A 22401-nucleotide genomic window follows, 5' to 3' on the forward strand; every position below is an offset into this window, starting at 1 on the left:
GAGACCGGATTCAGCGAACGATTCGGACGAGTTCACTCGCAATCACACGCGCCCGCTTTTCGTACAGTTCGCTCTCGGGGTCGTACCAAAAGGGAAGCGCCGCCACCGACCGCCCCATCGCGAGCACGCGATAGAAGTCACGTCTCGGAATAGCTGGACCGAACGGCAATGGGTCGTAGAGCGCCTCACGAACTGGCTCCGGGTCGTCGACGTAGCGCGTCAACAGATACTCGGCGTTGACGGCCGCAAACTCCAGCGGGCCGATTTTCGCTCGTTCGAGGTCGATAACGCCGGTGAGTCCCGCGGCGCTCTCTGGTGGGGTTCCATCTCGACTCATCAGATTCGCCGGTGAGAAGTCGGTGACGAGAATCGACGGCGATGGGGATTCTGAGAGTCGGTCGCGGCTCGCTTGGAGGTAGTCGAACACGTCCGGGACGAGAGGGTCAAGTTGCTCGTGTTCGGCCGCCGCCTCGTAGAGTTCGGTTCCGTAGTCGACGAGCCACGTCGTGCAGTCGTCGTACTCGCCGACCGCGACAGGACTTCCGTCCCGATAGTCGGTGCGCTCGATATACCCATAGCCGTCGGTGGCGTGTGCAGGAATCGACCCGAACGCGACCATGACCGCGCCGAGGAGTCGAACTGCGCCGGGGTTCGTCGCCCGCTCGATGTCGGGAAACCCACCGGCCAGTGCCGTGCCGGGGCGGTACTCCATCACCACGAACGGGAGAGTTTGGTCGTCTCCCTCGTCAAGCGCGACGACGCCGGGGACTGGGAGGTCGGTGAACTTGGCGAGGAGTTGGTACGCGGCCACGCCCGAGCGGAGGTGTCCCGGTTCGGAGTACGTCCCGAATTTGGCGACGAGTCGGTCGGCGTCTCGGTCGTCTTGGGGTTCGGCTCGGCTGTCACCTTGGGTCGGAGAGAGGACGAACACGTCGTTGACACCGTCGCCAACGTGAATCATCGATGCCTCCGAGAGCGGGAGATATGCTTCGAGTTCCGGCGCGTCCACCCGATGGAGCGCCTGAGAAACGTCGGCACGCGTGAGAGACGACGATGGTGTCGACATGGCAACCACCACACAGTAACGGCACAATACGGTTTCGGAGCCACGGTGTTGTCTCCGCTAACCGGTAGCTCGTGGTTCCCCGGGGCGAAATCAACGACGACCGGCTATCTCGTGGTGAGAGTTCGGTTGCTCCCGAGAACGGTCGTTCTAGTCACTGAACAGCCAGTAGAGCGCGAGACCCAGTACTGCTTCGAGCGGGCCGATAATCACTGTACTAAGGAGGAAAAGCGAGTATACGAGAATGCCACCGATACCACCACGTGAGTGAGTGCTCATCGTATGTCTCCAGTTCTGTTGGATTCGTGGTATCTTTTTCGGGAATAGAATCGGTACGTTCGCCACCACCCGATATCGAACTACGAGCACGAACCGAATCGCCGCAGCGTTCAGAGTGGTTGGTTACGCTTCGGTGGAGTCGATGCTTCCCAGTTCGGGGACGGAATCGTCGCTCGCGCGTTCCTGCAGTTTGCCGACGATGACGGAGACGGCGTAGATGGCGACGGCGACGAGGACGATGACGCCCCCGGCGGTCGCACCGCCGTAGTACGACACGCCGATACCGAGGAGAACCGCGAGTTCAGCGAGGACTACGGAGACCAGAAGCGACTGGGTGAAACTCTTCGAGACCTGCGCCGCGCCCGCGACGGGGACGACGAGCATCGCGGCGACGAGGATGACACCCATAATCTGCATCGCACCGACGACGACCAGCGCTGTCAGCATGACCATCACGCGGTTGTACCACGTGACCGAGATGCCCGAGACCGCGGCCGCGGTCTCGTCGAAGGTGACGTAGAGCAGTTGGTTCCGGGTGAGGGCAATCGTTGCGACGATGATACCGAAGAGAACGAGCAGGATGGCCGCGTTCTCGGCGGAGACCGTCGAGAGGTTCCCGAAGAGGTACTGATTGATGCCGACCGCGAGACCGCCCGCGTTGAGGCTGATGAGGACGGTCCCCAGTGCGAACCCGGTCGAGAGCACGATTGCCATCGACACGTCGTTGTAGGCGTCGGTCGCCTCGGAGATGAGTTCGATGAGCAGCGCCGCGATGACGGCCACGATGACGGCAGTCAGGTACGGCGAGACGCCGAGGCTGAACACGCCGTTGAGGAACAACCCGACGGCGACACCGGCGAAGGCGGTGTGTGCCAACGCGTCACCGATGAGTGCGAGTTGCCTGTGGACGAGGAACGTCCCGATGAGGGGAGCCATCACGCCGATACAGAGTCCGACGAGGATGGCACGGTGCATGAACTGGTACTGGAGGAACTCCAATCCAGTCACGCCCTCGACGAAGAACAGCAGGTCCGACCAAAGCGAGAGGAACCAGTAGAGCGGTGCGAGCACCGTGTCTAACGGCCCCGCCTGCAACAAAGTGAACAGTTCGACGTGCATCACGTCTCACCCATCACCGTCGCGGCCGTCCCGAACGCCCGGGCGAGAGCGTCGCTCTCGACGAAGTCGTCGGTCGGGCCGTCGAAGTACACTTCGCGGTTGAGACAGATAATGCGCTTTGCGTGGTCGGTGACTGCGCCGAGGTCGTGCTCGATGAGGAGGATAGTGATACCCTCGTCGTTGAGCGATTCGAGCAGGTTGTAGAATGCGTCGACCGACTCTGCGTCGACACCGACAGTCGGCTCGTCGAGGACGAGCAAGTCGGCTTCTCCCGCGAGTGCGCGGGCGATGAATGCTCGCTGGCGCTGGCCGCCGGAGAGTTGCGTCACTCGTCGGTTGGCGAAGTCCGACATCCCGACTGTCGCGAGTGCTTCGTCCACGATTTTGTGGTCTTCGGCCGAGAGCATCCCGAAGCCGACGTGGGGGAACCGACCCATCTTCACGACTTCGCGGACCGTGATGGGCATCTCCTTCGAGGCGCTCGCGTGCTGGGCGACGTACCCGATTCGGGCACCGTCGTCGAACGTGTGCGACGGTTCACCGAAGATGGATGCAGAGCCCTCGTCGGGGCGGAGCAAGCCGAGGATGAGCTTCATCAGCGTCGACTTGCCCGACCCGTTCGGGCCGACGATGGCGACGTACTCGCCCTCAGTGATACTGAGCGAGATGTTCTCCACGACGGGTGCCGCGGTGTAGCCGAACTCGACATCCGACAGTTCGATAAGCGGGTCCGCTGGCTCGGCTGGCGAGTCGGCGGTCGACTCCGCTTCGGACTGTTCTTCACCGTTCAGGATGCTCATTCGAAGTTCCTCCACTCACTGTCCCACCCGTCGTAGCCCGCCTCGGCCGGGGACTTGTTGCCGAGGACGACTTCGAAGGTGGGCATGTTGATTTTGTACGCAATCTCTTCGTAGCCCCAGTTGTTCTCGACCCAGTCCTTGCGAACGCCCGCGTACGGAGTCACGGGGTAGTACGCCTCGACTGCAGTCTCGGCGATGAGCTGTTTCGCGGGCTTTCGGGTCTCGAAGACCCCAGCACCGATGTACTTGATGTTGTTGTCGCTGATGACCTCCTTTGCCTCCGTGATGTCGGAGGGTTTCACGTCGCCGCTGGCCGCGAGGTTGACGACGAGTGGGCGCATCTCGACGCCGTAGCGGACGCCGATGTACTGGAACGCGTTGTGGGCGGCCAGTTGGACGACGTCTCGCGATGCACGGTCGAAGATGTCCTGGTAGTCTTGGTCGATTCGGTCGAGAACGTCGGTCTTGTAGGCCGACGCGTTCTCTCGGAACGTCTCTTCGTGGTCGGGGGAGAGTTCGACGAGACCTTCCGTGATGTTGTCCACAGAGGTTTTCGCGCGCTGTGGGTCGAGCCAGAAGTGCGGGTCCTTGCCGCGTCCCTCACCGACACCCTCTTCGTCCCTGTCGAGGCTGGCGGCGAGTTCGACGAGTTCGACGCCCTCGCGGACGTTGATGAGCTGGGTGTCGACATCGTCGTCTTTCAGTGTCTGAATCGCACGGTCGGCCCACGGCTGGAAGTCCTTGCCGACGTGGATGAACGCGTCCGCTTCGATGATGTCGCGCGTGACGCTTGCGTCGGGTTCCCAGCCGTGACCGTGAAGCCCGGTCGGAATCAGGTTCTTCACCGTGACCGGGGTGTCTTTTGCGATTTTGCGAGCGAAGTCGTAGAAACTAAAGAAAGACGCGACAGCGACGGGACCATCTTCTGAGTCGGCGTTCTCGCCCGACCCGGAGCTCTCGTCATTGTCTCCGCTTACAGCGCCACCGGTACACCCGGCGAGCCCTGCTGCGACGAGGCTCGAACCTGCTGCGAGAACACGTCTGCGAGAGAGATACGATCCGTCTGTGCGGGTTTCGTCTTTCATCATTTCAGTTGTAGTACAGTGACAGTATTTATGATTGCTGTTCTAATCTGATGTTTAGACGAATCTAAAAAGCGCAAAAACACCACTCAATAAGCCTGAAAGGCGGGCAGAGAGAATCTGAAAACGTGATTTTCGCTGAGCAGGCTGAACGAGAGCAGGAGCCTCCAGTATCTCTTTGGCCGCGGGGACCGAACGCCGGACTATGGAAACCGTGCTGTACGCGCTCGATGGGTGTCCGTACTGTGAAGCGGTCCACGACGCCCTCCAGACCGCCGACATCGACTACGAGACGAACTGGGTCGATCCACTCCACTCCGACCGCAACGAGGTCAAGCGAGTGAGTGGCCAGCGCGCCGTTCCCGTCCTCGTCGACGAAGAGCGCGGCGTGACGATGGCAGAAAGCGAGAACATCCTGCAGTACATCGAGCAGACACTAGCACAATGAAGGTCTACACCGGCCGCGGCGACGAGGGGATGACTGACCTCCGGGACATGACTCGGGTGTCGAAGACGGGCCACCGAATCGAGGCCTATGGCACCGTCGACGAGCTTAATGCGCTGCTCGGAACGGTCCGGCCGACGGGGTACGACGACGTGGACGAAGTGCTCGAACTGGTTCAGAACCACCTCCACATCGTGCAGGCTGACCTCGCGAACCCGGACCCGGACGAAGACGACCCGCAGATTCGAGACGAACACGTCGACGACCTCGAAGACTGGATCGACACCGCGGACGAGGAACTCGACCCACTCACGTCGTTTATCCTCCCCGGCGGAAGCGAGTCGGGGGCAAAGCTTCACCACGCACGGGCAGTGAGCCGTCGCGCGGAACGCCGCGTCGTCGCGCTCGCCGGTGAAGAGTCGGTCAACGAGTCGGTCGTCGCGTATCTCAATCGCCTCTCGGACGCGCTGTTCGTCTACGCTCGACTGGTGAACGCGCGCGACGGCGTGCCCGAAGAATCGCCGACATACTGAGATTCTGAACGGAACCCGTCTATGGTTGGGTATCCTTTCCTATCCGATGGCGCGTGACCGACTGCGTACGATGACACGACAACCGTGCCCAAACTGCGGCGGAGAGACCACGCTCGTAACCGGAATCGACCGCTGTATCGAGTGTTCGTGGTGGGAACCACAAGGTGCAGACTAACGCGATGGACCTCGACGCGCGAGTGATCGAGGTACTCGAACGCCGGGGACCGCTCCACGCCTCCGAAGTCGCACTCATGCTGGACTCGCACCTGTTCAGCGTCGAGGCCTGTTGCGCGCGACTGGTCGCGGCGGGCGAGATAACCACGACGAGTTGCGGCGTGTACGACCGGGTGCCGGACGACGAATCGGAGTGAGACGACGCGGGCGAGACCGCTGTACGGGAGTTTAGACGCACTGCTCGGCGAGAGAAGAGGTCCAGGACGGATGAATCGTGCCCACGGTTCTACCGTCCCGGAGGGACAGACGCATGACGGGGGTGTCGGCAAAGCCGGTGGCCGACTTGCCCGTGTTTTAGGCATGCCTAAGAATTACTAAAGTGTATCGCTCTTTCAGAGAAATATGATACTCGGTACCGAGTGGCATAATGGTTTTCTTTTCTCCGAGACTATCAGTAGGTATGAATCGACACTTCAGCGATGCACGGTACTACTTCCGACGCGGGTTCGACCACCTCTACACTGGCCTGAAAGAGGAGAGCGAGCCACTGCGCCGGCGCATCATGAAAGCGATGGGACGAGAGATGGAAGAAGAAGAGATAGAGCCGCAGTCGCGGCGCGAGCGCGTGGAGTACGGTGCGCGCCGGGCGGCCACTCGTGGGCGGCGGGCTGCCAGAAAGGTTCGCCGTCGCGTCGAGCGGACTGAGTAGTGGCTCGGCTCCCTAATCGGGTCACAACGTAAGTCTTAATTGACGGCGAAGGGAAGCAGACTTTGTAGCCGGGTTGGTGGTCTAGCCAGGTTATGACGGCTCCTTCACACGGAGCAGGTCGGCAGTTCGAATCTGCCCCAACCCATTTTCTGATTCCTCGCAACGACGAGCGTCGCGTCCGTGAGCGAAGCGAACGAAGCGGAGCGAGGAGTCCGTGGGATCGAAAATGGTGACGGCAGTTCGAACTCGGGAGCGAAGCGACCAAAGTTCGAATCTGCCCCAACAAGCAAAACCCCCCTACGACGACTCGACGACGCCCTGCGCCTTCCGCAACGTCCGCCCGGCGTAGCCCACGCCAAAGCCCATCCCGCCGAGGAGGACTGAGATGAGCACTCCACTCCCGAGAGGGTAGAGAACCCACATAATCGACTCCATCGCGGAGACGGGGATGAACAAATTGAACGCGAACGCGAGACTCGGGCCAAGCGCGAGTATCCAACTCTCGATGGCACCGCCGCCCCGGTAGACGAAGTATGCGATGGCGGCGACGAGCAGGAGGAGCGCCACGTCGACGACGAGCGATTGAACAGACGTCGGGGGCGCTGCCTGCAACTCCCGCAGCGCGGTCAACGCCCCGAAGCAGACGGCGAAGGCAAGGGCCGAGAGACCGACGACGCTCCGGCGGGATGCGTTCTCCATGGCAGGACAGTATGCGAGGAAGGATATGTGCTTTCGGGGGTGGGGAAACCGAGTGACAGCCGCGGAAATCACAGAACAAAATCATTTACCAGCCTCGTCTAAAATGAAACTCAAATGCCACGAATTGCCCTCCAGGCTGTCCTTGTGGTGAGTTTGGTGCTTCTCGCAGGCTGTGCCACAACGACTCCGACAGCGCCGCCCGCAGCAACGAGCGCGGCTGAACACTCGACTGCGGCACCTCCGGAATCGACTTCGGCGGCGACAACCTCAACTTCGGGAACGACCACGACGACCGCGACTTCGACCACCGCGACACCCACATCGACCTCGGCAACGTCGGGATACGGCCACGGCACGCAGTTCGTCTCGATAAGCCAGAACGACCCCGGCAACTGTTCGTCGGAGGCCGTCACCTGCCGCACCTTCGAGAATCTCACGGCCGACCAGCGACAGACGTTCCAGCGAGTCCGTGACCACGGCCAACTCACCTTCCGGCCGAACGAGACCAATCCATTCGACTACTACGACGAGAGCCGCCCCGAGTTCGTGAACCACGAAGGCACGTGGTACTTCGTCCGCGTGGCTGTCAGGTGAGTTCGCTCTCGAACCGGACACTACCGAATCACCTCCTCGGGAGTTGGTGGGATGGAACCTCTCCTCCACAACATAGACAATAGTTAACATTGAACACATCAAAGTACAAACGGTGCTCGCAGGGAGACCGGGTGGGTCGCAGTGAGACCGGTAGAAGGGGCACCAGAATCGACCGAGCACCGGAGGGGGAGAAGATGGCAACGACCGAAGCCGAGAAGAAAGACGTAGTCCATCGCCTACACAGCGAAATCTGGAGCGAGGGAGACCTCGACCTCGTAGACGAAATCGTGGCTGCGGACTACGTCGAACACAATCCGACAGTCCCGCACGATGCTCGCGGGCCGGACGACTACAAAGAGTCGGTTCAGATGTTCCGAGCGGCGTTTCCCGACCTGACGCTCACCGAAGAAGACACGATTGTCGAGGGGGACAAAGTCGTCAGCCGGGTGACGCTCCGAGGCACTCACGAAGGTGCGTTCATGGGCATCGAACCAACCGGAGTCGAAGTCGAATCCGAGGGCATCGTCATCAACCGTATCGTAGACAACCAACTCGTCGAATCGTGGCCGCTGGCAGATATGATGGGTGTCATGCAGCAGCTTGGAGTCGTCGAGTCACCTGCCGACTGAGTTTCGTTCCCGCCTTCCGAGGCGGGATTTTCGTCGTGTACTCGTCCGAGAGCTGGTGAGCCGGTGTACTTCAGGACCAACTGCTCGGAGTGACGACAGACACCCGGAGACGATGCTGACGAGCGACCCGCCGGCTCATTGGCCGGAGTGAGCCACGCTGAGGTGACTCTCTCGCGAACGACACAGACTCGGTAGAGTGACAATTAACCGACACAGTCGTGCGTAAAATATCGTGGGTCTCGACAAGTCACGATTCGAAAATCGACCCACTGCTGAACGGCTATCAAACGGTGTCTAACCGGGTATGTAGTCACGTAACTCGACACGTGGGTCGAAAAATCAGTGAAACGGTCGCACTGGTATTTGTCAGTTCGCTCGGTAGCGTGTCGTCGCAGGAACATGAGTTTCCGAATGTACCTCACTGGCACGCTCGTCGTCGTCGCGGTCGTCACCGCGGTGGCCGCTGCCCCCGGCATCGGGACCGTCGACGACGGCACACACGCCACTGACCGAGCAGTACAGACAGCCAATCAAGCACAGCACGGACAGACACAGGCGACGTGTCCGTTCCCCGCGAACGCGTCGTCCGAGTCGTTCGACGTGTCGAACCTCTCGGCACCATCGACCGTCCAACCGGGCGACGAGGTGGTAGTCTCGGCGGATATCTCCAATCCGAACGACGCTCCGTTGATTCAGTGCGTCGAGTTCCGGTTCGAAGGTGACGTCGTCGAGCGACGAGGATGGGCGTTGAACCCGAACGAGACGGAGACGATTACGTTCACGCTGACCGCTGAGGGTCTCGACGACGGAACGTACATCCACGGTATCGAAGCGCGAGACACGGGTGAGGTGGCGACCCTGACGGTGTCAGAGACGCCACCCTCGACGGCTACCGTCGTGTTCGACAACCAGACCAGCGATGGGACGTCGGTAACCGTCGCGAACGCGACGCTCTCTGACGGAGGATTCGTCGCAATCCACAACGAGAGCGGCGCAATTGTCGGTGCATCGACGTATCTCGCTCCCGGAACCCACACGAACGTGTCGGTGGTGCTCGACACTCCGGTGGTCGAAAACACCACCCTAACCGCGATGCCGCACCTCGACACCAACGGTAACGAGACGTTCGACTTCGTGCAGACCAACGGAGACGAAGATGGTCCCTACACGGACGACGGAACGCCGGTCACCGACGACGGGGTCGTAACTGTCGTGTCGGAGCCGACGACGACGCCAAACGAAACCACAACTACACCGAACGAGACGGCGACGACGACGCCAAACGAAACCACAACCGTCCAGTCCGTCCTCGTCGTGTGACGACGGGTCGGAACGGACTGGTGGGTGACGGGCACAGACACACCGTTTGTGCGACCGGACTCCCAGAGCGGCGTGAGCTTATTCGAGAATCCCGAGTTTGTCAACATATGACAGACTTCGACCTCGTCGTCATCGGCGGCGGGACCGGAAACACGGTGGCCTCGAACGCGGCCGCCGAGGGGTTGGAAACCGCACTCGTCGAACCCGGACCACTCGGCGGCACTTGCCTCAACCGCGGGTGCAATCCATCGAAGATGCTGATTCAGCATGCGACGCGCCTGAACCAGATTCGGAATGCGGCCCGATTCAGAATCGAAGCCAGCGTCGAATCGGTGGACGTGCCCGGTATCGTCGACGACGTGTTCGGCACGCTCGACCCCATCGCCGAGCGAATGGCATCCCAGAAAGTCGAACAAGCAAACCTCACGCTATTCAAACACGAAGCACAGTTCGTCGACGACCACACCGTCAAAATCGACGGACAGGAGTACACCGCAGACCAGATTCTTATCGCGGCAGGGAGTCGGCCACTGGTTCCGGGTGCAATCGACGGTCTTCGAGAGACTGATTATCTCACGAGCGCCGAGGCGCTCCGACTCCGCGACCTACCCGACCGACTTGTCATCCTCGGCGGTGGGTACATCGCCGCCGAACTCGGCTACTACTTCCAGTCGCTCGGGACCGACGTGGCGCTCGTCGAGATGATGGACACACTCCTCCCGCGCGAGGACGAAGACGTTGCCGCGGCGTTCACCGACATCGCCGAGACGAGACACGAGGTGTACACCGGCTACCGAGCGACCAGCGTTTCCGCAGACGGCGAGACAGTCACCGTCCACGCCGAGAACGAGTCGGGCGAGACAATCGCTGTCTCCGGCGACGACCTCCTCGTGGCGCTCGGTCGGCGACCGAACACCGACCGTCTGAATCTCGACGCAACGGGCGTCGAACTCGACGAGCGTGGATTCGTTCGAACGAACGACCGACTGGAGACGAGCGTCGAGGGCGTCTGGGCGTCAGGTGACATCGCTGGCAACGCGATGTTCAAACACTCGGCCGACTACGAAGTCGAGGTCGTCACGGACAACATCGTCCACGGGAAGGCCCGCGAAGCGAACTTCGACGGGCTCACCCACGCAGTGTTCACCGACCCGCAAGTCGCGGGCGTCGGTGCGACAGAAAAGCAGGTACGTGAGAACGGCACGGACTACGTCGTCGGACGGGCGGCGTTCACCGCTACGGCGATGTCGCGGGCGCTGAAGCTCGAAGACGGGTTCGTCAAGGTTCTCGCGTCACCGACCGACGGGGAGATTCTCGGAGTCCACGCCATCGGCCACGAGGCGTCGATGCTCATTCACGAGGCGACGATTGCGGTCAGACACAACCTGTCGGTCCACCAACTGGCCGATACCATCCACGTCCATCCGGCGTTGAACAAGGTGATGGCGAAAGCGTTCTCGGATGCGAGCGAGCGAGTGGCTCACGAGTAGCGGGCGGGAAAAGAGGATTTCGGGTCCGATGGTGCGGTCTTCCAGAGCGGTGGCGTGGGTGTCTCCGGTAGTTTATCTGCCACGTCCACGCCCACGACCACGTCCGCGACCACGCCCACGACCACGACGGCGTCCGCGCTCGGGGCCGCGCTCTGGACTGGGGGCGTCCGCGGCGTTCTTTACCTTTTTACGGCTGCCGCAGGCAGCCGTCCAGATGTGTTCGAGGTCGAATTCGAGGGTTTCGTAGTCTCCTTCGACCGTGTCACGCCACCGAACCGCACAGTTATTCGGGTTGAGGATAACTCCGTCAGAGGTCTTCAGACCCACGATACCGTAGGGCTCGGAGACCTCCTTGTTGACGAGTCCGTCACTGTCGGCGGCGACGAACATGGTGTGGAGTTCGCTGCTTCCCTCTTTCTTCAAGACGAGGGTGAAGCCGTGTTCGCCGTTGCCATTTTCGGGGCAGTGCGCGCTGACCTGACTGCAGCCACAGAACCACACGTCGTCTGGGGCTGGGCAGAGTTCATCGCAGTCAGTCGTGACAGTGCCGTCGGGTTCGAGTGCGCCTTCTGGAACGCTCCCGAGTTCGTCGAGTCCCTCGTCCGCGCAGTCGTTGGGATTCAGGTAGTACTGATAGTCTGTTCCCGAACCGGTGTCGACGTCGATGCGGAATGCGATGATATACACCCCGGTGGCCGCCTCGTAGGCGAATTCGAGTTTTCCGTTGTACGGGTCGAACTCCGTTATCTCCTCGTATGAGATACTCGACCCGTCGTAGAGGACGACCTCAATCGTGTCGAAGGCCTCAGATTTGAACCCGTTGGCGTACACTTCTTTACACAGACACCAGTTGATGTTGTCCGGTAAGTCGCCAGCCAGCGCCGTTCCGGCAAACGCACCAGCGCTCACACCGAGTGCAGTCGCCGTCCCAGCGGCCTTCAACAGTATCCGGCGCGTCAGTCCGTATGATTCGAGTTGTTCGTCGTGAGTCATTGTTCGATTCAAGTGGCCTCACCACTATACCTGAGAGACGACCCAAGCCGGTATTGTTATAAAACAATTGCCAGGAATTCCGGTCTATTCACCCTCAGATAACATGATACGAGTGGGGTTTACTCGGCGAAAACCGAACCAACAGTTACGCTTACGGACCGTTTCCCACGGCGCTGAGGAGACCGTCTGGGACGGTTAACACACCGTACCAGATGAGCGCGACCACGACGAGCGTGTACCCGACAGAGAGCGCGAGGTCCTTCGCGAGGGCGTGTGTCGAATACGGTACGGGTTCGTCGGACACGACATCGAGCGCGCCCTTGTGCAGGAGCACGAAGCCGACGATATTGGTCAGCCAGTACCCTGCGACGACGCCCGGCAGAAACCACTCGCGGGCGACGAGCGCGACGAGGAGGCCGAATCCGTACGCGAGCGGGAGATTGACCACGAGGTCGTTCCACCACGAAAGCGGCGAGAGAACGAAGCCGATGAGTGCAATAAGTCCTCCCTTGGCTCTGCGCGGTTCCATTGCTAGATGTTGTCTGCCAGATAAAATACTGTTACTATCATTTTACGGTGGAGACTGTTTCGAGAGGGACGCGATGGGAGTCGCGTCAGTCCTCCCAGAGCGTCACAAGGATGACGGCGTCTTGGAGGTCGTACGCACCGCTGTTTTCGTTTCTCGTCCCGAGTTCGAACAGGTAGATGGCCTGGTTGTCGTCGAGTTCCATCGTCTCGCCGTCGTCGCTGATGTAGGGTTTGACGAACTCTTCGGCGTCGTTTTGACCGTTGTAGCCCTTGATGTCCGGGACTGGGTCACCGTCGCGGAGCACTCTGACCTGGTCGTGGTCTTCCGAAGAGTTCGCTGTGACGTACCAATCCGTAGCTGCGACGACATGTATTCCTTCGTCGGCACTCCCAGTGGCATTGAACGACCGCTTTTCGCCATCGTTGACGTTTTCCCACTCTGACGGCGAGTGCGTCGAATTCCCGACGATGAACGTCACTTCGACGGGGACATCCCAGTTTCCGCTCTTAATCGCGCTTCCGAGGAGTTCGAATTCTCCTCTGAAGTCCACCGAGGGCACGACTTCACCGTTGTCTATGTCGAAGTCGTCTTTATCCACAGGCGTTGGCCCTGGGTCCGGGCCTGGGTCTGGGTCAGGGTCTGGGTCAGGGTCTGGGTCTGGGTCTGGGTCTGGGTCTGGACCGACATCCCCGATATCGTACGTTTCGCCAACACCGCGGACTTCCAGCGGAATCGTCACCGTCGCGCCGGGACCGCTCGCGCCGTCAAGCGTGACGGTAACAGTGTCAGACTGAATATCGGTGACGTTGCTCGGAGCCGTGTACGAGAGCCGGATTCGCCCCGATTTGTCGGCGACAGCCGTAGTTCCGTGAGTTGGGGCGACAGTCCCACCGAGTGGCGTAGGTGACTGGATGGTCACCGTCGCACCTGCGGCGGGGGCGCCGTATCGGTCGAACGCCCGGACGACGAGTGTCTTAGACCCGCCAGTCGGAACCGCTGCGTTCTCACCCTCGACTGGAATCGCGTAGGCAGCGGGACTCGGCTCTATCGCTTCGCCAACACTGAGGCGGGCGATTCGGAAGTCGTACCGAACGCCTGCGTCGAGTTCGATAGTGACGATAGCGTGGTCACCACTCGGCGTGTACGAGACCACCTGTGCGTGCGGTTCGTCTGCCATGAGGTCGTTCCACTCCGCCTGCGATAGCGACGTCGGAAGCGAGATGCGAACCGGGTCGGTGGCGTTGTAGACCGAAAGCGACTCGGTGCGAACCGAGACTGGCGAGACCGAGACGGTGTCTCCGGCAGTCGTGTGTCCATCGAGGTCGCCTTCGAAGAAGACGAGCGTGACCGAGGTGCCACGGACGAGCGACTGGCGGTTGACGACGGCGTTTCCGTCGTCGTTGAGATACGACACGCCGCTTTCGATGATCAACTTGGATTCGTCGCGCTCGGCGTACTCAGGCACGTAGACGATGGAACTGGTCGTGTAGGTGTGGTCCGACCCGTTCCAGAAGACCGACTCCGGTCCGACGGCCGACACGCCCGTGATGGTGACCGAGTCCGTATCGTCGACCCGGAACGTTCCGGTGCTATCCGGCGGCGACACCACGATATACCGCTCGGGGTACGTGATGTCGCTGTCGACCGCGACGCGGCCGCCGGAGTCGACGCCTGACGCGCGGAAGATCTCAGTGTCGAGCGACGCGAGGTCGTTCGAGACGCGTTCGTTGTGGTCTGCTTCGTCACCGGCCGTCCAGACCGGCGCGCCCGCGAGTTGGACCATCGCGATGACGGACACGACGAGTCCGAACGCGAAGACGAGTCCGAGGATTTCGGAGGTTCCGCGGTCGGAGATGATGAATCGAGACATGGCTCAGACCTCCACCACCGGGGCGTTCAGTTCGGGACTATCCTTGTCCTCTATCGAGGAGTTTGGCAGGGAGATGCGCGTCGCGGCGGTGATGACGACGTCACGCTTCGCGGAGATGGCTGCTTCGCGACCGCTGACCATTCCGGTGTGGGACGTCAGGGTAACGTCGCTGTTCGCGCTTCCCTTCGAGGATGCGATGTTTGCCCCGACGACGTAGATGTTGGCCTCGGCGTCGATTTCGGTTCCTCCGTCGCCGAGGATGACCACGCCGTTGAGGTTGATGCCAGCGGATGCAGAGTCGATGTAGATACCGCGGTTGTCCTTGACGCCCGAGACTGCGGCACCCGACAGGTCGACACCGTTCTCACCGATGACGCTGACGTCACCGTTCCCGCTGAAGTCGGCGCTTCGGGCGCTGATGACGCCCGCCGTCGACTCGACGGTGATGTCGCGGTTCGACTCGATAGAGCTGATACCGGCGTTGTCGAGGTCGAGGTCGTTGGTGGCGGTGACAGTGATGTCACCCTTGCCACCCTGGTTTATCGAGGCCCCAGAGAGGTCGATTTCGTCGCCTGCAGTCACCTCCACGTCCTTTCCTTTGACCGAGAGGAGTCCCACGCCGACAGCCTCCACGGATTTGGAGTGCGCGTCGACCGTGATTTCGCTGTTCGAACCGGTCGTCACCACGTCGACGTGGAGTGAGACGCCTTCGCCTTCCAGTGTCACGTCGCCGTCGGTGGCGATGGTTCCGACGCTCGGCGGCACGACGAGTCGGTCTGTGCCGGCGTCGTAGACCACGTCCGAACCGCTTCCGGTGTCGTTGACGCGGTAGTCTGCGCCGTTGAACTCACCGTTTTCGTCCACGTCCGCGTAGGCGAATCCGGGGTCACCCACGGCGGCGACGAGTCCGCGAAGTGGGTCGGTGATACCGCCTTGTTGCAGTTGCACGTCGAACGTCACGCGGTCGACCTCGGCTCCGGAGGAGTTCTCGACGATGACGTCGAACTGGTCGGAGACGACGCCGTCGATGCTGCTCGTTGCGGTGTAGACGAACGTGGCTCGTCCGTCAGTGTCGGTGACAGTCGAGGTGGTTCCCGTGTCGCGGGCAGCGACCCGGCCGCTTTCGGCAGTCAATCCGGTGCTCGCTTTGACAGTCGCGTTCGGCACGGGGTTGTTCTGCGCGTCGCGCACTTCGACGACGACGCGGTGAGTCGCTCCCGGCGGGACGACGGCGTCGTCGCCCTCGACGTCTACTATGTAAGCAGGCTCTTGGAGCGCTCCGGCCGTGTCGATGCCCACACGCGAGAGTTGGAGGTCGTACGTCTTTCCGGGCACGAGTTCGACAGTCAGCGTGTTGTAGTCGGTTCCGTTCGTGTACGTGATGGACTGGACGTTGGGTTCCGTAGCCAGCATCGACCGCCACGTCGATTCCGAGAGGCGGGTCGGAACGGAGATGGTAATCGGCGTTCCGGTGTCAGAGACCGTGATGTAGTCGGTGCCCGCACTCAGCGGGACGACGCTGAACGTCTGGGCATCGCCAGCCGAGGTGTCGATGTTTCCTTCGAGGAAGACGAGCGAAATCTTCGTCCCGTCGATGAGCGACTGGGTCGCGCCGACTTCGCTCCCGGCGTAGGCGGTGTACTGCGTGGTTCCTTCGTGAACGAGTGAGGGTTCACTCTGGAGGTAGCGGTAGTCTGGACGGTAGACGAACTGCTGGGTGTCGAACGCGTGTTCTGAGCCGTCCCAGTAGGTGCTGGCGGCGCCGGTCGCAACCGCACCGTCGATTCGGGCTGTCGCGGGGGCAGTCGTCCGGAGGTTTCCGGACCCGGCTGCAGGCGACAGGAACAGCGCGCGGGTCGGGTAGTCGACGCCGGCGTCGATGGTCGCACGCGTCTGGCGGTTGTCGACCGCTTTCGACACGCTCTCGTCGAACGCGGCGAAGTCGGATTCTACCGCGGTGAGGTGTTGGAATTCGGTCTGTTGGTTCCACGCGGGGACCGCCGAGACCTGGACCATCGCGACAACCGAGACGACGAGCGCAAAGGCGAACATCGTCCCGAGGACGGCCGAAGCCGCTCGGTCGTCGGTTCGGAAGTGCGAGCAGCCGCGAACGACGTTCGCGACGAATCCGCGGACGTTGTTCCTGCGTGACGATTGGTCGTGCCTGTGAGGCGAATGGTCGTGTCTGTTGGAGGGGGTATTTCGAGTCATTGTCTTACACCAGTGCGAACGCGACGAGCGCCAGCGCAGCGAGACCGAGTGCGTACTTCAGCCCGCTGAGGGCGCTGTTGTCGGCGAGTTTTCCGGCGAGCAGCCCACTGCCAATCGCCTGAATGAGCGCGGAGTGGAGGAACACCATGTGGTAACTGCTGATTGGAATCGACGAGATGCCGATGGGGAGGCTCTGTCCGTTGGCGGCGGACGTCTCGGGGACGGTCATCTCGGCGAGCGGCGCGAGATAGCTCGCGCCGAGCATCAGGATGACAAACAGGTACACGAAGTACCCGATGACCACGATGGCGATGTACGACCCCATGGCGCGACGCCGCGACTTCTCCAGTTTGTACCGGTTGCGGGTGTCCTCGGCGGCGACACTGAGGACGCGCGAGAGGTCACCGCTGGTCCGGCCACCACTGGCGATGAGACGGATGACTCGCGACAGTTGCGGGACGCCGAGTCGCTTGGCGAAGGCCATGAGCGCGGCGTGTGCGTCGTGATTCCACCGGATGTCGTTTCGGAGTGCGCGGAGTTCGTCCGCGAGGGCACCGTTCGACCAGCGTGCGACGAGCGCAAGCGACTCGACGAGTGAGATACCCATCTGGTTGGCACTCGAAAGCAGGTTGAGCGTGTCCGGGAACCGACGTTCGAGGTTTCGCTCGCGACGGACGCGCATCTCGTGGAACACCATGAGCGGGACCGCGACAATGCCGAAAGGCACCACAGCCAGCCACACGGTGGTGTTGTAGGGGTTCGCGAGCATCGCGTCGAGGGTCGGCGTCGCCAGTCCGAGCACGAGCACTGCGACCAGCGCTGCGAGCGCGAGTGGGACCGTGACGATAGCCGAGAGGTACGGTTGTCGCTTCATCAGGTCGACAGGGTTGCCGACGAGGTCACGGAGCGTGTACAGCACGTTCGAGCGGCGGTACGTGTCGTATCGAACATCGACGATTCCCCCGTCGGAGGCGACGGCGCTGCCGTCACCCCAGCGTTCCGCTCGGGTGCGTTCTATCTCGCGGCGGATGACCGTGGCTGCGTCGCTGATTGCGTCTCGAATCTCTTCGACGACAGTCACGTCGTGTTGGGTTTCGACCGTGTCCTGCGTGTACGGGGCCGACAGCACGTCGACGAGGAGCAGGAACAACGCCATCCCGAGTGGGAAGATGAGGTAGTTCAGCGCGTACAGTTGGACGAGCGTGTCGCCGCCGAGGAAGCTGATGACCATCAGCGTCACGATGAGCAAGAGCGGCGCGGCGACGAACGCCGCGACGAACACCTCCGAGAGCATCGAGAGCGTCTCGATGAACTCTTCTTGTTCGTCGCGGGCCTCTTCGAGGTAGGTTGACGATTCGCGGTCTAAGAACGCGGTGACGTCGCCGCCGGAGTCGAGCACCGACAGCAAGTCGTCGAGGAACTGCTCGAAGTTGAGCGATGGCGTGAGGTTCCGAGAGTTGCGGAGTGCGGTGAACAGGTCGTTGCCGAACAGTTCCATGTCGCGAGCAATCATCTCGAACTCGCGGGAGACCTCGCCGTAGTCGTCTGCCTCAGCGACAGACCGAATGACTTCGAGGAAGCTCATGCCACCGTGGCTCAGGGCGTACATGTAGACGATGGCGTGCGGGAGCAGGATGTCGATGCTCCGGCCGCGCATCTCGGCTCGGCTCTTCGGGATGTAGTATCGAGCGTAGTAGGTCCCGCCTCCGAAGATAAGCCCTGCGAGGAGCACGAGTGCCCACGCGAGGATGGCGACTTTGTACTGGAGGAGCGGCGCGATGAGTCCGGATGAGAGACCGAGCCGCAGGGGACTGGAGACGTTCGCGAGGATGCCCAGACGGGCCAGTACCACAGCCGCAACGCCTCCGAGGACAGCCCCGACGAGCGTCGTAATGAGGGCCAGCTTGATAGACTGAGTGAGGTAGATATCGTAGGTCGTTCCCACCCGTGCCTGGTTCAGCCAGCGCTGCAAGTCGCGGTGCCCAGACGGGTGGCGCTTGAAGTACGCCCGGATGTATCCGTATCGGTCACGGAGTCGGCGGACTTCTTCGGGTGACTCGTCGAGGTGTTCTCGGGGGAAGTACTGCTCGACCTCGTAGTCGGGCAGCGGGACCGAAGTCTCGGTATCAGAGCTCATCGGCATCCTCCTCGTCGTCGACGTCCCCAGTGCCAGCATCGGTGGCATCTGGGTCGCCGTTCGCAACCTCGGGGTCCGGTTCACCGAATAGCATCTCGGAGTCCGAGTCGTCGTCGGTCTCAGAGCCATCGTCACCGGTAGCCGCGTCGCCGATGTGGAGGTCGAAGAGGTCTTCGAGAAGTTCCTCCGTCTCGGTAGAGAGTTCGTCGGCGTCGTCGTCGGACTCCTCCGCCGAGTCCTCGTCTGCGTCTTCGACCGTCGCGAGCGACGTGTTTTCGTAGACGAGCGAGAGAACACCCTCGCGGTCGCGTTCGAACCGGCGAATCATCGCAGCCACGTCGCGGTAGTCGTCGATACCTTCTGCGGCAAGGTACCGGAGGACGTCGGCGCGGATGTCCAGTTCGTACTCGAGGTCGGCCTTGGTCCAGCCGCGTTCGGCAGCAATGCCAGCGAGCACCTCGGAGTCGGCGACTTTCTCGTGGGCGTCGTTCGTCGGGTTCCGCTGGAACACGTTGTGGAGGTCGACCGACCCTTCTCCGTCCGCATCGACGATTTCCGTGACGCCGACGTTGCGTCGGGTTCGGTCACCGTCGAGGTAGATTTGCTTTTGGACCGAGATGATGTCGAGGTCCGACAGCATCTGTTCGGGCACTCCGAGCGGTTCGTTCTGCATCCGGTGGACCACGCCCTCCGCGGAGTCGGCGTGGAACGTCGTGTACGCGGTGTGGCCCGTGGCGATGGCGTGGAAGAACGTCAGGGCGACGCGCTCTTCGGTCCGGATTTCCCCCACGAGGAGGTATTCGGGACGCTGCCGGAGGGCAGCCTGCAAGAGCGCGTACATCGAGACTTCACCGCGACCGTCGGCGGTGAAGGTGTCGCGCGTGACCGACTGAATCCAGTTTTCGTGGGGGAGTGTGACTTCGCGGGTGTCCTCGATAGAGACCACTTTCGCGTGGCCGGGGACGAAGAAGGACACCGCGTTCATCGAGGTGGTCTTACCCGACCCCGTTCCGCCCGCGAAGATGAGAGAGCGGTTGTTCTCGATGGCGAGCCAGAAGTACGCCATCTGCTCGACGCTGAAAGTGTTCCACCGGACGAGGTCCACCGGCGACAGCGGCACGTCCGAGAACTTCCGGATGGTGAAGTTCGACCCGCGAGTGGCGATGTCAGAGCCGAGGGTCAACTGCACGCGCGACCCGTCGGGGAGGCTGGCGTCGACGAGTGGGTCCGAGACAGTCACCTGTTTGCCCGCGCGTTGCGCGAGGCGAATCGTGAACGACGAGAGGTCGCCGTCGTCGAACACGACGTTCGTCGGCATGTCGCGGTAGACGCCGTGGAAGACGTACACCGGGACCTCGTCGCCATCACAGGAGATGTCTTCGATGCTCGGGTCACGCATCACGGGGTCGATACGACCGTAGTAGATGAAATCGCGGAGGAGGTAGTAGAACAGCTTCCAGAGAGAGCCGTCTTCGACCGTCGCGGCGTGCTCGGAGATGATATCCCGGGCTTCTTCGTCGAACACCTCCTCACGTTCGCCCTCGTTTTCGAGGTCACGGTACAGGAGGCTGTTGCGGAGAATCTTCGTGAGGTCGTCGCGGACGAAGTTCTCGAACGTGTCGAGTTGTGGTTCGCTCACGTGGTACCGGTGTTCGCGGAGTTCGGGGTCGTAGAGGATGGAGACGAACGCGAAGGGTTTGTTCACCCAGTAGTGTTCGACGTCTTCGGCACCCTCGAGGAACGAGAAGTCGAAAAATTGCGTCTCGATGAACTCCTCGGGAGGCGCTGGCGCGAAGGCAGTCTCGGGGTCGATGCCCGAGAAGTACTCCTTGACTTCCTTGAGGACCGCCTCGCGAAGCGTCTCCGGCCGTTCGGCTTCGTCTTCGTGTTTGAACGCTTCGGTGACGTTTTCGGTCGATCCGTACTCGATTCGGTCAGACGCTGGGATAGGAAGCTCCGACGCCCGCTCGGTTATCTCCTCTGGCCCAGTCGTTGGGGCCAGTTCCGTGCCGGAACCGTCGGTGCGGGCCGATTCGGTACCGTCTTCGTTGTTCGTCGGGTTAGTGTCAGGAGCCGTCATTGTCTTGGAGAAGAGAACGGTAGGAATACCTGTAAGTATGGGGCGGCTACGGGTTCGAATTCAGCAGGTTAGGTCACACCTACTGCCCGAATTCGGCCATCTTCTGATTTGTGGGTTGCGGCCTCTCCCGACGAAGTGAGCACGCGTTCAAACACGTGATTCCTGTCGAACGGGAACGGAATTTCTGTCGAATGAGAACGATTTGTTACGCTCCTCGCACGCACGACATCACACCGTAATTGTCGATGCTATTCGGGCTGCCTGTCGTCGCTGCCCGGGACACTGGTCGGTGATGTACTCAGAGAATCATGTTGCCTCGAGCCATGACAATGTTAAACACAGTCATTGGGGCGTCTATCGTTCGAATTCGCGGGTTCTACCCCTCCGAGGCCTTGCGATTTCGACGTTTCTTGTGGGGTAAAAATGGGACGAAGTTTCAAGAGAGGATGGGTCCTATATCAACGTGTATTATGGATATTGCTGATATCGCCACTCCTGATTTCGTCGAGGTCGATGCCAACGAGCGATTAGGCAAGGTCCGCGCAATCTTCGAGCGCGAGAACCCTAAGGGCGTCATCGTTGGCGAGGGCGGCGAATACGCGGGCGTGATTGGTGAGAAGCAACTCATCAACTCGCACGTCGAGGACAATACGAAGGCCTCGGCGCTGATGAAGCCCGTTCCGAAACTCGACCGGCACGAGAACGTGCGAGAGGTCGCTCGGATGCTCGTCGAGGGCGACACGAAGGTCGCTCCCGTCTACGAGGGTGAAAAGCAGTACGGCATCATCACCCAGGACGGCATCCTCGAAGCGGTCCTCGAAAATCTCGACACGCTGACTGTCGAGCAAATCTTCACGAGCGACGTCGTGACCATCGGCGAGCGCGACCACCTCGGACAGGCTATCAACCGGCTCCGCGAACACGGTATCTCGCGCCTGCCGGTCATCGACCGGGACGAGCGCCTCACCGGCGTTCTGACCACCTACGACCTCGTCGAGTTCATGGTTCGCGACGAGGGTCGACAGGGCAAGCAGGACCGCCGCGGCGACACCGACCGGATGCTCGACCTACCGGTCTACGACCTGATGACGAGTCCGGCGCTCACGGCGACGCCCGACGAGAGCGTCCGTGATGCGGTCGCCCGGATGCTCGAACAGGACATCGCCGGACTGGTCGTCACGCCCGAAGAAGACGACGGCGAGGTCCTCGGCGTCCTGACCAAGACCGACGTGCTCCGCGCGCTCACCTACACCGAAGAAGAACAGATGGACGTCCAGGTGACGAACATCGACCTGCTGGAGACGCTCCAGCGCGGCGATATCATCTCGGCCATCACGCAGGTGGCGGACAAGTACCAGCGGATGAACGTCCACCACGCCCACGTGCGCTTCCACGAACACAAGGAGAAACTCCGCGGCACGCCCCTCATCCAGTGCCAGATTCGACTCCGCACGAGTCACGGCCAACTGGCAGGAAGCGGCGAAGGCTACGGTGCCGAACACGCGTTCCACGTCGCGCTCGACAAGCTCGAACGCAACGTCCTCGAAGTGAAGGGCTTCGAAGCAGACGAGCGCTACCGCGGCCAACTCCTGCGGAAGCTCAACGAACTGTAACTCGGCGACGACGCCGTCCAAACGCACCGAAC

Annotated in this window: 21 protein-coding genes and 1 tRNA gene; 10 read left to right on the plus strand and 12 right to left on the minus strand. The window is 61.5% G+C overall.

What is annotated here, in order from left to right:
- Window positions 1–10: 10 nt before the first annotated feature.
- From C453_RS15675 to C453_RS15690, 5 genes are all read right to left on the minus strand, one after another.
- Window positions 11–1066: a phosphotransferase family protein gene (locus C453_RS15675; protein ID WP_049907742.1), complete on the minus strand. Its 1056-nt coding sequence runs from the start codon at window positions 1064–1066 to the stop codon at window positions 11–13.
- 147 nt (window positions 1067–1213) lie between these two features.
- Window positions 1214–1342 carry a hypothetical protein gene (locus C453_RS20860; RefSeq protein WP_275039779.1) on the minus strand — a complete coding sequence of 43 codons (129 nt, stop codon included), beginning with the start codon at window positions 1340–1342 and terminating at the stop codon, window positions 1214–1216.
- 123 nt (window positions 1343–1465) lie between these two features.
- Complete coding sequence (locus C453_RS15680; RefSeq protein ID WP_008325936.1) at window positions 1466–2461, minus strand: metal ABC transporter permease; 996 nt, start codon at window positions 2459–2461, stop codon at window positions 1466–1468.
- Complete coding sequence (locus C453_RS15685; protein WP_049907743.1) at window positions 2461–3261, minus strand: metal ABC transporter ATP-binding protein; 801 nt, start codon at window positions 3259–3261, stop codon at window positions 2461–2463. The genes C453_RS15680 and C453_RS15685 overlap by 1 nt, the downstream gene beginning before the upstream one ends.
- Window positions 3258–4349 (minus strand): metal ABC transporter substrate-binding protein, encoded by a 1092-nt coding sequence (locus C453_RS15690; RefSeq protein ID WP_008325941.1) that lies wholly within the window; start codon window positions 4347–4349, stop codon window positions 3258–3260. Before C453_RS15690 ends, C453_RS15685 begins: the two co-directional genes overlap by 4 nt.
- 199 nt (window positions 4350–4548) lie before the next feature.
- On the opposite strand from C453_RS15690, the gene C453_RS15695 reads away from it, so the two are divergent.
- The 5 genes from C453_RS15695 to C453_RS15715 all read left to right on the plus strand — a co-directional run bounded on the left by C453_RS15695 (window position 4549) and on the right by C453_RS15715 (window position 6349).
- Entirely contained in the window at window positions 4549–4791 is a 243-nt protein-coding gene (locus C453_RS15695) for a glutathione S-transferase N-terminal domain-containing protein (RefSeq protein WP_008325942.1), read from the plus strand.
- Window positions 4788–5321, plus strand: coding sequence for a cob(I)yrinic acid a,c-diamide adenosyltransferase (locus tag C453_RS15700; RefSeq protein ID WP_008325945.1), 534 nt, complete (start codon window positions 4788–4790; stop codon window positions 5319–5321). The genes C453_RS15695 and C453_RS15700 overlap by 4 nt, the downstream gene beginning before the upstream one ends.
- Before the next feature lie 164 nt (window positions 5322–5485).
- Complete coding sequence (locus C453_RS15705) at window positions 5486–5692, plus strand: hypothetical protein (protein WP_241430783.1); 207 nt, start codon at window positions 5486–5488, stop codon at window positions 5690–5692.
- 263 nt (window positions 5693–5955) lie between these two features.
- Window positions 5956–6204, plus strand: coding sequence for a hypothetical protein (locus tag C453_RS15710; protein WP_008325948.1), 249 nt, complete (start codon window positions 5956–5958; stop codon window positions 6202–6204).
- Between the two features lie 70 nt (window positions 6205–6274).
- Window positions 6275–6349: transfer RNA gene (locus C453_RS15715), tRNA-Val, on the plus strand.
- 152 nt (window positions 6350–6501) lie between these two features.
- Here the strand turns inward: C453_RS15715 and C453_RS15720 are convergent.
- Window positions 6502–6903: a hypothetical protein gene (locus tag C453_RS15720; protein WP_008325949.1), complete on the minus strand. Its 402-nt coding sequence runs from the start codon at window positions 6901–6903 to the stop codon at window positions 6502–6504.
- A 114-nt stretch (window positions 6904–7017) separates the two neighbouring features.
- Between C453_RS15720 and C453_RS15725 the strand changes: the two genes are divergently transcribed.
- The 4 genes from C453_RS15725 to C453_RS15740 all read left to right on the plus strand — a co-directional run bounded on the left by C453_RS15725 (window position 7018) and on the right by C453_RS15740 (window position 10936).
- Window positions 7018–7497 carry a hypothetical protein gene (locus C453_RS15725; RefSeq protein ID WP_008325950.1) on the plus strand — a complete coding sequence of 160 codons (480 nt, stop codon included), beginning with the start codon at window positions 7018–7020 and terminating at the stop codon, window positions 7495–7497.
- Between the two features lie 194 nt (window positions 7498–7691).
- Entirely contained in the window at window positions 7692–8126 is a 435-nt protein-coding gene (locus tag C453_RS15730; protein ID WP_008325966.1) for an ester cyclase, read from the plus strand.
- A gap of 399 nt (window positions 8127–8525) precedes the next feature.
- On the plus strand, window positions 8526–9446 hold the full coding sequence (locus C453_RS15735) for a DUF7282 domain-containing protein (RefSeq protein WP_049907744.1): 921 nt from the start codon (window positions 8526–8528) through the stop codon (window positions 9444–9446).
- Window positions 9447–9553: 107 nt separating this feature from the next.
- Window positions 9554–10936, plus strand: a complete 1383-nt coding sequence (locus C453_RS15740; protein ID WP_008325970.1) for a dihydrolipoyl dehydrogenase family protein — start codon at window positions 9554–9556, stop codon at window positions 10934–10936.
- 72 nt (window positions 10937–11008) lie between these two features.
- Here the strand turns inward: C453_RS15740 and C453_RS15745 are convergent, their stop codons facing one another.
- The 6 genes from C453_RS15745 to C453_RS15770 all read right to left on the minus strand — a co-directional run bounded on the left by C453_RS15745 (window position 11009) and on the right by C453_RS15770 (window position 20756).
- Window positions 11009–11929: a hypothetical protein gene (locus C453_RS15745; RefSeq protein ID WP_008325971.1), complete on the minus strand. Its 921-nt coding sequence runs from the start codon at window positions 11927–11929 to the stop codon at window positions 11009–11011.
- A 151-nt stretch (window positions 11930–12080) separates the two neighbouring features.
- Window positions 12081–12458, minus strand: a complete 378-nt coding sequence (locus C453_RS15750; protein ID WP_008325972.1) for a hypothetical protein — start codon at window positions 12456–12458, stop codon at window positions 12081–12083.
- Window positions 12459–12543: 85 nt separating this feature from the next.
- Window positions 12544–14328, minus strand: a complete 1785-nt coding sequence (locus C453_RS20535) for a DUF7289 family protein (RefSeq protein WP_008325973.1) — start codon at window positions 14326–14328, stop codon at window positions 12544–12546.
- 3 nt (window positions 14329–14331) lie between these two features.
- Entirely contained in the window at window positions 14332–16539 is a 2208-nt protein-coding gene (locus tag C453_RS15760) for a hypothetical protein (RefSeq protein ID WP_008325974.1), read from the minus strand.
- A gap of 4 nt (window positions 16540–16543) precedes the next feature.
- A complete protein-coding gene (locus C453_RS15765) occupies window positions 16544–18676 on the minus strand; it encodes a type II secretion system F family protein (RefSeq protein WP_193788075.1) in 2133 nt (710 codons plus the stop codon).
- Window positions 18666–20756, minus strand: a complete 2091-nt coding sequence (locus C453_RS15770; RefSeq protein WP_008325976.1) for a type II/IV secretion system ATPase subunit — start codon at window positions 20754–20756, stop codon at window positions 18666–18668. The genes C453_RS15765 and C453_RS15770 overlap by 11 nt, the downstream gene beginning before the upstream one ends.
- Window positions 20757–21226: 470 nt before the next feature.
- On the opposite strand from C453_RS15770, the gene C453_RS15775 reads away from it, so the two are divergent.
- Entirely contained in the window at window positions 21227–22369 is a 1143-nt protein-coding gene (locus tag C453_RS15775) for a CBS domain-containing protein (protein ID WP_008325977.1), read from the plus strand.
- Window positions 22370–22401: the final 32 nt, after the last annotated feature.

It is taken from the genome of Haloferax elongans ATCC BAA-1513 (assembly GCF_000336755.1).
Classification (GTDB): Archaea; Halobacteriota; Halobacteria; order Halobacteriales; family Haloferacaceae; genus Haloferax; species Haloferax elongans.